The sequence below is a fragment of the Microbispora siamensis genome, assembly GCF_016863095.1.
Lineage (GTDB): Bacteria > Actinomycetota > Actinomycetes > Streptosporangiales > Streptosporangiaceae > Microbispora > Microbispora siamensis.
Window position 1 is genome coordinate 58212 of sequence record NZ_BOOF01000053.1, and the last position, 12423, is coordinate 70634.

Genomic DNA, 12423 nt, shown 5'->3' on the forward strand with positions numbered 1-12423 from the left:
AATGGGTGCATGCTCCGCACGGTGGTGATCTTCAAGTGAGTGCCCGTATCGACCATGCTGTCACGTCGGGCACCTTCAGCCTGGACGGCCAGACCTTCGACGTCGACAACAACGTGTGGGTGCTCGGCGACGACACCGAGTGCGTGGTGTTCGACGCTCCCCACGACGTCAAGGCGATCACGGACGTGGTCGCGGGCCGGCGCGTCCTGGCCATCCTCGCCACCCACGCCCACGACGACCACGTGCGGGTCGCGCCGGAACTGTCGGAGGCCACCGGGGCGCCCGTCCTGCTGCACCCGGCCGACCTGCCGGTCTGGCGGCTCACCCACCCCGATCGCGAGCCCGGCGGCACGCTGTCCGACGGCCAGGTCATCGAGGTCGCCGGAACCCGCCTCGAAGTGCTCCACACCCCGGGGCACGCTCCCGGCGCCTGCTGCTTCCACGCGCCCGGCCTCGGCGCCGTGTTCACCGGCGACACCCTGTTCCAGGGCGGTCCTGGAGCCACCGGCCGCTCGTTCTCCGACTTCGGCTTGATCATCGACTCGATCCGCGACCGCCTGCTGGTCCTGCCGCCCGAGACCGTCGTCCACACCGGCCACGGCGACAGCACGACCATCGGCGCGGAGTCGCCGCACCTCGACGAGTGGATCCGCCGGGGCCACTGACACCCGGGCCGCGCGCGGGGTCTTGACGATCAAACGCCCCGCGGCAGACACTCACGAGACCGGCTCACCCGCCCCCGACTCCGCCGGGGGCGGCGTAGGTCTCCTGATGTTAGCGTTAACCACGCCGGTGGTCCCGAGTCGCCGGCCCGGGAGAGACGATGCGCAGCGGCACCACCCCCCCACCCCGCCTCCCACGCCTCCCTCGCCTCGCCCTCGCGGCCGTCGCCGCGCTGTCCATGGTGGCGGGCCCGCTCACGACCCCGGCACACGCGGCCGGGGCGGCGGAGCCGCCCGGCCTGCTGCTGCGGTACACGTTCGACGAGACGGGCGGGAGCGTCGTCCACGACGCCTCGGGTCACGGCAACGACGGCAGCTACGAGCGGACGCCCGCCTTCGGGCAGGGGGTGTCGGGCGGCTCGTTCACGATGGCCGGAGGGTCGTCCTCGTCCACGACCGCGCCGTACGTGAAGATCCCCAACGGCGTGCTGAAGGACCGCGGCAGCGTCACGGTGGCCACGTACGTGAAGTGGAACGCCTCGACGACGGTGAACCAGTGGCTGTTCGGCCTCGGCCCGGACAGCGGCGAATACCTGTTCACCTCGCCGTACAACGGCGGCAAGATCCTCTACTCGGCGATCACGACGGGTGGCTGGCAGGCCGAGTCGAAGCTGCCCGGGGGGTCGGCCCTGCCGGGCGGCGCCTGGAAGCACGTGGCGGTGACCGTCGACGGCGACAGCAGGACGGCAGTCATGTACCTCGACGGCATCGAGGTGGCACGGGCGGCCGACGTGCCCGTCAAGCCCGCGGACCTGTACGACGCGAGCAAGGACTACACGGGATACATCGGGAAGTCGCTCTACGCGGCCGACCCCTACTTCGCCGGTGAGGTGGACGACTTCCGTATCTACGACCACGCGCTGTCGGCGACCGAGGTGCTCCAGGTCTCCGGCAACACGGCGGCCGTCGGCGCGGCCACGCTGCCCGAGCTCAAGGTCCCGGCGATCGTGGACGGCACGAACGGCAGGATCGTCCTGCCGGTGAAGGAGGGCACCGACCTCACCCGGCTCGCGCCCGAGTTCACCCTGGTCCCGGGGGCGAGCATCAGCCCGGCCTCCGGCACCGCGCGCGACCTGTCCGAGCCGGTCACCTACACCGTCACCGGCTCCGACGGCGCCCGGCGGACGTGGACGGTCGAGGCGCGGGTGATGAAGAGCCCGGTGCTCCCCGGCCTGTACGCCGACCCGAACATCACGGTGTTCGGCGACACGTTCTACATGTATCCGACCACCGACGGCTTCGCCGGCTGGAGCGGCACCCAGTTCCACGCGTTCTCGTCCAAGGACCTGGTCCACTGGACCGACCACGGCGTCGTCCTCGACCTCGGCCCCGACGTGACCTGGGCCGACAACAGCGCCTGGGCGCCGACGATCGCCGAGCGGAACGGCAGGTACTACTTCTACTTCAGCGGCGGCATGGCCACCGGCAACACCGCCAAGCACCTCGGCGTCGCCGTGTCCGACTCGCCGACCGGGCCGTTCAGGGACGCCCTGGGCAAGCCGCTGGTGGCGGCCGGGACCTACAGCGGCCAGATGATCGACTCCGACGTGTTCGTCGACGACGACGGCCGGGCCTACCTCTACTGGGGCAACGGCAACTCCTACCAGGTGCCGCTGAACGACGACATGGTGTCGTTCGACCCCGCCAAGGTGAAGACGTACAAGCCGAGCGGCTACAACGAGGGCTCGTTCGTCTTCAAGCGCGGCGGGATCTACTACTTCATGTGGTCGGAGAACGACACGCGCGACGAGAACTACCAGGTCGCGTACGCCACGGGAGCCTCGCCGCTCGGCCCGTGGACCAAGCGGGGCGTGATCCTGCAGAAGGACCTGTCCCTCGGGATCAAGGGCACCGGCCACCACTCCGTCGTACGGGTGCCCGGCACCGACGACTGGTACATCGCCTATCACCGCTTCGCCATCCCCGGCGGCGACGGCACCCACCGGGAGACCACGATCGACCGGATGGAGTTCGACGAGAACGGCCTGATCAAGAAGGTCGTGCCGACGCTGGAGAGCGTCGACCCGGTGTCGGTCGCGAACGCCGGGCCGGACGCCTCGGGCACCGAGGGGTCCCCGATCCGGCTGGCCGGGTCGGCCACCGGCGCGGCCAAGTGGAGCTACGCGCCCGGCGAGGGCGTCGACTCCGGCGCGACCTGTTCGTTCTCTGACCCCGGCGCCGCCGAGACCGCCGTCACCTGCACTGACGAGGGGACCTACACGGTCACGCTGACCTCCGGCCGCAGCCGCGGCACCGCGAAGGTGACCGTCGCCAACGCCGCCCCCGAGGCCGGGGACGTCGTCACGCCCGCCGGGCCGGTCGAGGCAGGCACGCGCGTGACCCTCTCGGTGCCGGTCGGCGACCCGGGCGCGAACGACGAACTCACCTGCACGGCGGACTGGAAGGACGGGACCACCTCGTCCGGCGCGATCGCCGGTGGGACGTGCACGGCTCGGCACACCTATGCGAAGCCGGGCGTCCACGAGCCCGTCGTCACCGTCGCCGACGACGACGGCGCGACCACCACGGCGACCGGCCGTCCGGTGGTCGTGTACGACCGGGACGCCGGCTTCGTCACCGGCGGCGGCTGGATCGACTCGCCCGCGGGGGCCTACCGCGCCAACCCCGCGCTGACCGGCACGGCCGCCTTCGGGTTCGTGGCCAAGTACGTGAAGAACACGGCCGGGAAGGACTACGCGGCTCCGATCGGGAGCACGACGTTCTCGTTCCAGGCCGGGCGCCTGAACTTCCGGTCCACGGCGTACGACTGGCTCGTCGTGTCGGGCGGGGAGATCCGCTTCCGCGGCACCGGTACGGTCGGCGGCACTGGTACTGTCGGCGGCACTGGGCGGTACGGCTTCGAGGTCGTCGCCCGCGACGGCGACACCGGCGACGGGGACGGCGTCGACCGCTTCGCCGTCCGGATCTGGGACGAGAAGACCGGCGACGTGATCTACCAGAACGGCGCGGGCGACGCGGCCCACGGCAGCGTCGTCGTCCACGCGAAGTAGGTCCGGTGGAGTGTCGCCGACGGCCGCCTCGTCGAACGGCTGCGCACCCTGGGCCGAGACGGGCTCGACCGGCTGAGCTCAGCGGGTCACGGCGGTTTCCCGCTCCACACGCGACAACTTCTCGGGATTGCGCACGTGGTAGGCGCCGGTGACGTAGCCGTTCTCCACGCGCACCGCCACCACTCCGTCGATCTTCCCGTCGACTCGCACGAGCAGCCCGGGCCCGCCATTGATCTGAACCAGCTCGACCGACCTTTCCGCGTCGCGTTTCCACCAGCCGACCGCCAGCAGGCGAGCCACGTTGTCGATCCCCACGACGGGCCGCAGCAGGGCATGCCTGACTCCGCCGCCGTCGCTCAGGGCGACGACGTCCGGCGCGAGGATGTCGAGCAGGCTCTGCAGGTCGCCGGTTTCGACCGCCTGCTGGAAGGCCTGGAGGGCGGCCCGGGCCTCGGCCGGTGAGGCGATGCCGCGTGGTCGGCGCGCGGCGACGTGTGCCCGCGCCCGGTAGGCGATCTGGCGTACCGCGTTCGGGCTCTTGTCGACGGCTTCGGCGATCTCGTCGTAGTCCAGGCCGAACACCTCGCGCAGCACGAACACCGCCCGTTCGGTCGGCTGAAGCGTCTCCAGCACCAGCAGCATCGCCATCGAGACGCTCTCGGCGAGCTCGACGTCCTCGGCCACGTCGGGCGCGGTCAGCAGCGGCTCGGGAAGCCACGGCCCGACGTAGGCCTCCTTACGCCGCCCGAGCGCACGCAGCCGGTCCAGCGCCTGCCGGGTGACGATCCGCACCAGAAAGGCGCGCTCCTCCCGCACGGTGTCCAGATCGACGTCCACCCATCGCAGCCAGGTCTCCTGCAGCACGTCCTCGGCGTCGGCGGCCGAACCGAGCATCTCGTAGGCCACGGTGAACAGCAGATTGCGATGGGCGACGAACGCCTCGGTGGCAGAGTCCACGGAATCGACGCGGTTGGCACGATCGAGCGGCTCGGCTGCGTCCGCACTTCGTTTGCTGCGCTCGCTCATGCCCGGCTCCTGCCTGTTCGCTTTCAGCCCTGCCACACGCACAAGACGCCGACCACCACCGCTTCGTAACACCCACGGTGGGTGGCCTATGTCACATGGCCGCGCTGTTACAGGGATCGGGGCGCCGGCGTCTCGTGGTCGTCAGGACGCCGCGCGAACGATCCGTACGGCACTACGACACGCACCATCACGAGTTGAGAGTGAGAAGGGAAGACCTCTCCATGTCCACAGCCATGACGACCGACACGACGACCAAGCAGGAGGACCTGCGGTCGCGTATGCCCAACCCCCTCCCCTTCCTCCCCGAGATGGCCGAAGTCGGCGAAGGCCTGCACAGGGCCCTCCGGAACAGCGGGATCGCGCAGACCACCATCCACCTGCTGCAGCTGCGCGCCGGGCAGATGCTCGGCAGCACGTACTTCACCATCCGCGAAACCGGCAACCTCCGCAGGATCGGGGAATCGGAAGAGCGCATCACCGCCGTGGCCACCTGGCGGGACGCCTCCTACTTCACCGATGCCGAACGCGTCGCGCTGGAGCTCGTGGAGGCGGTCCTCACCCCGAACCCGTCCGGGGAGCGCGTCCCCGATGAGCTGTACCCCAAGGCGTCCGCGCTCCACGACGCCAAGGCGATGTGGTCGCTCATCATGGCGATCGCCCACATCGGCTTCTTCACCCCCGCCGCTCTCATCGCCAAGCCGATCCCCGGTATGCCCCCCGGCCAGAACTACAGCGAGTAAGAAAGGCACCCAGCATGAGCATCACCACGTTCGCGGTAGCGGGAGCGACCGGGCGGCTGGGCCGCCACGTCGTCGACGTCCTGACCGAGCGGGGGCACCGGGTCGTGCCGATGTCCCGAGCCACCGGCGTTGACATCATCACCGGTGAGGGCCTCGCTGAGGCCCTCACCGGGGTCGAGGTCATCATCGACGTCGCCTCGTGGCACTCCTCCGAGCAGGAGGCGGCGACGGAGTTCTTCCGCACGTCTGCCCGCAATCTGCACGAGTACGGTCAGAGGGCAGGGGTCGCCCGGATCGCCATGGCGTCCATCATCGGCGCCGACAAGGCCACCGCCGGTTTCCTCGCCGCCAAGAAGGTGCACGAGGAGCTCCTTCTGTCCGGCCCGCTCTCCGTCCGCATCCTGCGGGCCGCGCAGTTCCACGAGTTCGTCGGCCAGCTCCTGGACTGGCAGCAGGGCGACGTCGCCTACATCCCGGCCCTGCCCACCCAGCTCGTGGCCTGCCGCACCGTGGCCGAGGAACTGGTCGACCTTACCCTCGACCCCGGCGCACCCGTCCCAGGAACACCGATTCCCGAGATCGCCGGCCCCCGCAAGGAGATCATGGCGGAGGCGGCCGCACTCCTCGGCGCCCGCCGAAGCATCAAGGTCATAGGCGTCGACGGCTCGGGCATGCCCGATGCCGAGACCGCCGCCAACGGCGGATTCCTGCCCGGCCCGCACGCCAAGCTCGCAGGGCCCACCTTCAAGGAGTGGCTCGGCACCCAACCCTGAGCCGGTCGTACGGCACGGCCTTGCCCTACTTTCGCCACTTCATCGATAGTTTTCGTGCTGGCCGAGTTCCTGCTAAGGCTGCTGCCCGTCGTCGACGCACTGCACGAGCATTCAGCGCCTCTTGCCGCGTCCGGCCTGGTCAGCGCGGCGGGCCAAGCAGACCTACCCTGCGACCCGGACGCCGGTGACGGTGAAGCGCTCGACCTCGGCCACGTGGCCGCCGGTGCTGGCGACGAGGGTGAGCGTCCGGCCCGGGGCCGCGCGGAAGGTCACGGTGGCGGACCAGGGGGCGTCGTCCCCTCCGGCCGAGACGCAGCAGCGCTCGCCGAGGGGGCCGGCGCTCCCGGTCGCGCGCACCCGCACCCGGATGCTCTCGTCCACTCCGGTGATCCTGCCGCCCACCTTGACGGGAGAGGACACGACGGCGCCGTACCGGGGGGTGGTGAGGGAGAAGGTGGTGTCGTCGGTGCCCACCACCTCCCACGGCGCGTCCGGCCCGGTGCCGAACCTGACCAGGTGGATGACGGCGGCGATGCCGGGCCGTCCGCCGCCCTCACCGCGGATCCCGACGGAGACGCGGGCGTCCGCGCCGGTCACCGTACGTTTGACCACCCGGTCGACATCGGTGAAGCCCAGGAAGCCCTGGGTGAAGGAGAGCGCGGTCCGTTCGGCGTCCAGGTGCCAGGGCTGGTGGCCGCCCGAGCGGTAGCTCTCCTGCCAGTCCCGCACCTGTTCCTCGTCGGCGAACGGCCACAGCGGCTGATAGCGGCCCGCCACAAGAGAGCCCGCGGAGGGGGTGGGGGTGGTGGCCGCCGGGCTGCTCGGCCGGACGGTCACCGCGCCGGTCCCTGTGCCGGTCCCTGCGCCGCTTCCTGCGCCGGTCCCTGGGCCGGTTCCGCACGCGCCCGCCAGCAGGCCGAGCGCGGCCAGCACGGCGGGCGCCCACCGGACCCGGCCCGCCCGGCCGTTTGTCACGCCGCCAGTCACGATGCTCGCTCCCGCCCCGAGAGGTTCACTTGACTGAGAGCATGCCCGGCGGGATGTCGGACATTCCCTAGCGGCACTTGCCCCGCAGCCAGGCGCGGTATTCCTTGGGGTAGTTCGTCATGACGCTGCCCGGGGACTGGTTGAGCACGGCCTGCCACTGGGACACGTTGCCCTTCCACGAGGGCGCCGGCTCGGTCCAGTGGACGCTGTCGGTCCACCGGCCGGCGGATCCTTTCAGCAGGGAGGGGTGACGCTTGGCCAGCTCGCCCTGGATCCAGGGGTCGTTGGAGTAGACCATGATCCGCTGCTTTCCCTGGCGTTCCCTGATCGGGTCGGAGATCTCCTTCCACCCCTTCGCGGCGAACTTGGGATTCGTGAGGACGGGCTTCGTCTCGGGCTTGATCTCCAGGAGCGCGACCAGTCCCAGGGAGCGCGCGTGGTCCAGCCACTGCCGCAGCGAGTAGACGCGCTCGCCCTGGTATGGGCCCCGGGTGATGCGGCGGCCGGCCAGGTTGCCCGCGCCGTACGTCCACCAGATGTCGGTGAGTTTCTGCTGCGTGCCGGTCAGCCCGTGAGTGGTGCTGTTGTGCCACATCACGGCCTTGGTCCCCTCCTTGGTGAGCTGGACGTCGGCCTCGACCCCGTCGGCTCCCCAGGACTTCTGGTCGTCGAGCCCTCGCACGGTGTTGGGCTGGCGCATCTGGTCCTTCGCCCAGCCGTTGGCGCCCTCGGGGTAACCCCCGTGCCCGAACACCAGCGGGCAGCGCGGCAGCGCGCTCACGCCGGACGCCGCGGCGGGCGTGGCGCCCACCGTCGCGCCCGTGGCGAGGACGGCCCCCGCCGCACACAGAGCAGTCGTGATCCTCATCGTCCAACCCCCGAGATCGCCTGTGTCGTCAGCGCGGCATCGTATTGGCATGGTCATCGGGAGATCAAGAAACGGCCGGACAGGCGGTCATCGGAGCGATCCTAACTGTTAGCGGTAACAGCAGTGTGTCAACAGCCGAGTTTCCGGTGCCGAGAACTTGACCACGGGCGATGCGAACGCTAACAATCGGCGCGCGAGACCCGCCGCCCGGTGAAGGAGATCCCCTCGTGCTCCAGGCACAGCTGACCATCGACCCCGCCCACCGGGTGGCCCCCGTACGGCGCCGCACGTTCGGCACGTTCGTCGAGCACCTCGGCCGCTGCGTCTACACCGGCATCTACGAGCCGGGCCACCCCACGGTGGACGAGGAAGGGTTCCGCGGCGACGTGCTCGCGCTCACCCGTGAACTCGGCGTGACCACCGTTCGCTACCCCGGAGGCAACTTCGTCTCCGGCTACCGCTGGGAGGACGGCGTCGGCCCGCGCGAGCGGCGCCCGCGCCGGCTCGACCTCGCCTGGCACAGCACCGAGACCAACGAGATCGGGCTCGACGAGTTCGTCCGGTGGAGCCGCCTGGCCGGCCTGGAACCGATGATGGCGGTCAACCTCGGCACCCGCGGCGTCCAGGAGGCCGTGGACCTGCTCGAATACTGCAACATCCCGTCCGGCACCGCGCTGTCGGACCTGCGGATCGCCAACGGCGCCAAGGAGCCGCACGACATCCGCATGTGGTGCCTGGGCAACGAGATGGACGGCCCCTGGCAGATCGGGCACAAGACCGCCCGCGAGTACGGCAGGCTCGCCGCCGAGACCGCCCGGGCCATGCGCATGGTCGACCCCGGTCTCGAACTGGTGGCCTGCGGCAGCTCCGGCTCCTCGATGCCGACCTTCGGCGCCTGGGAGGCGACCGTGCTCGAGGAGACCTACGACCTGGTCGACCACATCTCCTGCCACGCCTACTACGAGGAGAAGGACGGCGACCTCGGCGGTTTCCTGGCCTGCGCCACCGACATGGAGCACTTCATCTCCACGGTCGTCTCCACGGCCGACCAGGTGGGGGCCAGGCTCGGCTCCCGCAAGAAGATCTCCGTCTCCTTCGACGAGTGGAACGTCTGGTACATGAGCCGCGTCCAGGCGGCGGCGCCCCGGCAGGACTGGCCGGTCGCGCCGCCGCTGCTGGAGGACCACTACCACCTCGCCGACGCCGTGGCCTTCGGCAGCCTGCTCATCACGCTGCTGCGGCACAGCGACCGGGTCGCGGCGGCCTGCCTGGCCCAGCTCGTGAACGTGATCGCGCCCATCATGACCGAGCCGGGCGGCCGGGCCTGGCGGCAGACCACCTTCCACCCGTTCGCGCAGGCGGCGCGGCACGCCAAGGGCGACGTCGTACGGGTCGAGCCGGTCTGCCCGACGTACGGGACGGCCGAGTTCGGCGAGGTGCCCGTGCTCCACGCGGTCGCCACTCAGGACGATGCGGACACGACGCTGTTCGTGGTGAACAGGTCGACGGCCGAGCCGCTGGAGCTGGAGCTCGACGCGGGGCCGCTGGGCGCAGGTGGAGGCGCCGTGCGGATCGCCGAGGCGACCACGCTCACGGATGAGGACATGTACGCCCGCAACACCGCCGACGACCCCGATCGGGTGGTGCCCCGCCCCAACACGAGCCATCGGAGCGATCCGCTCCGGATCGTGCTGCCGCCGGTCTCCTGGAACGTGATCAGGCTGTCGAGGGCCTGATCGGCGATAGACCGCAGGGGCCTCGCCGCGTCGTCGAGCCGGGGAGAGGGCCGCGTTCATCCGCCGCTCCACGTGGGTGTGTCGTCCTCCTTCCACCGCAGTTCGTCCACGACGTCGACGACGCCGCTGACCCGGCGCGTCATCCGTACGGCCACCCGCGCGGCGCTGTGCCGGTCCATCTCACCGGTGAGCGTCACCACGCCCTGGTGGACGTGGACGCCCACTTTGGAGGTGTCGGCCCACAGGCTCCGGCCGAGGATCTCCACGCGTACCTCGCGCTCGATCTCGCGGTCGGCGCGTACGAACGTCTTGAGCAGGTCGTGGCGGCTGACGATGCCCCGCAGCCGGCCCTCGGCGTCCACGACGGGCAGCCGCTTGACCCCGTGCTCGTCCATCAGGCGGGCCGCCGCGACCGTGGTCGTGCCTGCGGTGACCGTGACGGCGGGGGAGGTCATCAGGTCGGCGGCCGTCCCCCCGGCCGCCTTGGTCCGCGCGCCGCCCTCCTGGCCGAGGCGGGCGCGCAGCCGCGCGCGAAGCGGCGGCCGGTAGCCCTCGTGGTAGTACTGCTCCCTGAACTCCTCCTTGCGCAGCAGGTCGGCCTCGGACACGACGCCGAGCACACGGCCGTCCCCGTCCACGACGGGCACGGCACCCACGGCGTGGGTGATCAGCACTTCGGCGATGTCCCTGAACGGCGTGCCGGCGTGGACGGACGCGACCTCCGTGGTCATGACGTCCTGCACCTTCATGTTCATGGCGGCCTCCCTAAGGTCGCGGGGCGCCCCGCGGCCTCCCTTAAGGTCGCGGGGCGCCGCTTTGCCATCGGGGAAGTGGCCCGCGACTTCCATCCCATCCCCGGGCCGGGGCCACGTGCAGGGCCGAAGGTCCCGCAGCCGTTCCGTCGTACAGGTGCCGGCCGGGCGGAAGTCCCTCCGCTTGAGGACTTTCGTCTGCTGCGCCGTGGGCAGCGGACACGGTGCGATGGTGGCCGAGAGCACCAACCCCCGCGCGTCCGCGAACCGCTTCAGCACAGGAGGAGAAGTACATGGCCGGACAGATCGTCGTCGCCGTCGACGGATCGAAGCCAGCGACGGCGGCGCTGGAGTGGGCGGCGGACGACGCGCGGCGCCGGGGGGCCTCCCTGAGGATCGTCCACGTGCGGGAGCCGTGGGCGCACGAGTACCCGTTCCACGCCGTGGAAGGCTTCGCCCAGTCCTACAGCGAGTTCTGCGAGGGTGTGCTCGCGGCGGCCGCCTCCCGCGCCCGCGAGATCGTCCCCGGCCTGGAGGTGACCACGGAGCTCGCCGAGGGGACGGTCGTCGAGACCCTGCGCGCCGGGTCTGCCGGCGCCGACGCCCTCGTGGTCGGCAGCCGGGGGATGGGCGGCTTCTCCGGCCTGGTCCTCGGCTCCGTCGGCCTCGGCCTTGCCGGTCACGCGGAAGTCCCGGTCGTGGTGGTGCGCAAACCGCACCGGGACGAATATCACGAGGTCGTCGTCGGCTTCGACGGGTCGCCTCACTCGGAGGCGGCCCTGGAATTCGCCTTCGAGGAGGCTCGGGCGCGGCACGGGCGGGTGCACGCCGTGTACGCCTGGGAGATGCCGATGTTCTCGCCCTTCGCGGTCGGCTACGGAACGGCACTCGAGGAGATATTCGACAACGAGTGCCGGGCGGCGCGGCTGCGGCTCGCGCCGTGGCGCGACAAGCACCCGGATGTCCCGCTCGTCGAGTCGGCGGTCTGCGGCCACCCGGTCCCGGCGCTGGCCGACGCCTCGCTCGTCGCCGACCTCGTGGTCGTCGGGTCCCGTGGACTGGGCGGCGTGCGCGGCGCGCTGATCGGCTCGGTCAGTCACGCCGTACTGCACCGCGCGCACTGCCCCGTGGCGGTCGTACGGCCCCGCGACGCGGAGAGCTGAGGGCCCCAAGGGCGGGGCCCTCGGCGATCACTTTCGGGCACACGCCCTGCGGCAGGTGCGTTGGCTCGGCCCACGTCCGTTCGGTTCCGCTTTGCTCAACATGCGTCCACTCCAGCAGGCGACCGCGAAGTCGAGGGCGCCCCGCACCTGGCCTCAATGGGTGCGGGAATTCCATTCGTTCCCGATAAGTCGGGCACAAGGCATCTCTGAATCTACAAAGTAAAGGCGCTTGCCGGTTTCGGTGACAAGTCGAACGGGGTTCAGCGGTGGCCGGCGCTCGCCGTCTTTCCGGTCTAATCCCGCAGAAACGTCGCTGGTTGGTAATTCGCCCAAGATGCGCTGGCGTTGCTTGTAACTCCAACTAATCGTCTCCCTCGGTTGCTTTGGCTGCCGAGAGGCCAAATAATTAATACAGGTTTTCGAATCTCTTGGAGGGGGTGTGATGGATCTCTCTGACTTCGATCCAGGCCGCCCTCGCCGTTCGAATAATGCTGATGGCGGCTGGTGGGACCGGTTGACCTCCGGTTCCCCGTTGTGGTCGTCCGAGGGCTCAGCCGCCCGCGAGCACTTTCCGATCAACGACTGTGGACTGCGGCAGGACGCGAGCCAGGACACCGGCGCTGACAGTGCCGGCCGGGACAAGGG

The 12423-nt window shown here is 70.5% G+C and carries 11 protein-coding genes; 7 read left to right on the plus strand and 4 right to left on the minus strand.

Annotated elements, in window-relative coordinates:
• Nucleotides 1–35: 35 nt before the first annotated feature.
• Both Msi02_RS35975 and Msi02_RS35980 read left to right on the plus strand, forming a co-directional pair.
• A complete protein-coding gene (locus tag Msi02_RS35975; RefSeq protein WP_204052274.1) occupies nt 36–665 on the plus strand; it encodes an MBL fold metallo-hydrolase in 630 nt (209 codons plus the stop codon).
• 158 nt (nt 666–823) lie between these two features.
• A complete protein-coding gene (locus Msi02_RS35980) occupies nt 824–3733 on the plus strand; it encodes a family 43 glycosylhydrolase (protein WP_204052275.1) in 2910 nt (969 codons plus the stop codon).
• Nucleotides 3734–3811: 78 nt separating this feature from the next.
• On the opposite strand, the gene Msi02_RS35985 is transcribed toward Msi02_RS35980, so the two are convergent.
• Complete coding sequence (locus Msi02_RS35985) at nt 3812–4759, minus strand: RNA polymerase sigma-70 factor (RefSeq protein WP_204052276.1); 948 nt, start codon at nt 4757–4759, stop codon at nt 3812–3814.
• A gap of 221 nt (nt 4760–4980) precedes the next feature.
• Here Msi02_RS35985 and Msi02_RS35990 point away from each other — a divergent pair, with 221 nt between their 5' ends.
• The gene (locus Msi02_RS35990; protein WP_239109059.1) at nt 4981–5499 is read left to right on the plus strand and encodes a carboxymuconolactone decarboxylase family protein; all 519 of its coding nucleotides are present in this window, start codon (nt 4981–4983) and stop codon (nt 5497–5499) included.
• Nucleotides 5500–5513: 14 nt separating this feature from the next.
• The gene (locus Msi02_RS35995) at nt 5514–6272 is read left to right on the plus strand and encodes an SDR family oxidoreductase (protein ID WP_079316068.1); all 759 of its coding nucleotides are present in this window, start codon (nt 5514–5516) and stop codon (nt 6270–6272) included.
• A gap of 162 nt (nt 6273–6434) precedes the next feature.
• Here the strand turns inward: Msi02_RS35995 and Msi02_RS36000 are convergent, their stop codons facing one another.
• Nucleotides 6435–7259, minus strand: coding sequence for a hypothetical protein (locus Msi02_RS36000; RefSeq protein ID WP_204052277.1), 825 nt, complete (start codon nt 7257–7259; stop codon nt 6435–6437).
• Nucleotides 7260–7326: 67 nt separating this feature from the next.
• On the minus strand, nt 7327–8127 hold the full coding sequence (locus Msi02_RS36005) for a glycerophosphodiester phosphodiesterase (protein ID WP_204052278.1): 801 nt from the start codon (nt 8125–8127) through the stop codon (nt 7327–7329).
• A 227-nt stretch (nt 8128–8354) separates the two neighbouring features.
• On the opposite strand from Msi02_RS36005, the gene arfA reads away from it, so the two are divergent.
• A complete protein-coding gene (arfA, locus tag Msi02_RS36010; RefSeq protein WP_204052279.1) occupies nt 8355–9863 on the plus strand; it encodes an arabinosylfuranosidase ArfA in 1509 nt (502 codons plus the stop codon).
• Nucleotides 9864–9919: 56 nt separating this feature from the next.
• Here the strand turns inward: arfA and Msi02_RS36015 are convergent, their stop codons facing one another.
• Nucleotides 9920–10618 (minus strand): CBS domain-containing protein, encoded by a 699-nt coding sequence (locus Msi02_RS36015; RefSeq protein WP_204052280.1) that lies wholly within the window; start codon nt 10616–10618, stop codon nt 9920–9922.
• Nucleotides 10619–10908: 290 nt separating this feature from the next.
• On the opposite strand from Msi02_RS36015, the gene Msi02_RS36020 reads away from it, so the two are divergent.
• Nucleotides 10909–11778, plus strand: coding sequence for a universal stress protein (locus Msi02_RS36020; protein WP_204052281.1), 870 nt, complete (start codon nt 10909–10911; stop codon nt 11776–11778).
• 442 nt (nt 11779–12220) lie between these two features.
• Nucleotides 12221–12423 (plus strand): hypothetical protein (locus Msi02_RS36025; RefSeq protein WP_204052282.1); only part of this gene is annotated, 203 nt, incomplete at its 3' end.

Excerpts from the sequence above, each read along its gene's own strand:
- Msi02_RS35985 (WP_204052276.1), bottom strand. The coding sequence starts at position 4,759 with ATGAGCGAGCGCAGCAAACGAAGTGCGGACGCAGCCGAGCCGCTCGAT.
- Msi02_RS35995 (WP_079316068.1), top strand. The coding sequence starts at position 5,514 with ATGAGCATCACCACGTTCGCGGTAGCGGGAGCGACCGGGCGGCTGGGC.
- Msi02_RS36015 (WP_204052280.1), bottom strand. The coding sequence starts at position 10,618 with ATGAACATGAAGGTGCAGGACGTCATGACCACGGAGGTCGCGTCCGTC.
- Msi02_RS36020 (WP_204052281.1), top strand. The coding sequence starts at position 10,909 with ATGGCCGGACAGATCGTCGTCGCCGTCGACGGATCGAAGCCAGCGACG.
- Msi02_RS35980 (WP_204052275.1), top strand. The coding sequence starts at position 824 with ATGCGCAGCGGCACCACCCCCCCACCCCGCCTCCCACGCCTCCCTCGC.
- Msi02_RS36005 (WP_204052278.1), bottom strand. The coding sequence starts at position 8,127 with ATGAGGATCACGACTGCTCTGTGTGCGGCGGGGGCCGTCCTCGCCACG.
- Msi02_RS35990 (WP_239109059.1), top strand. The coding sequence starts at position 4,981 with ATGTCCACAGCCATGACGACCGACACGACGACCAAGCAGGAGGACCTG.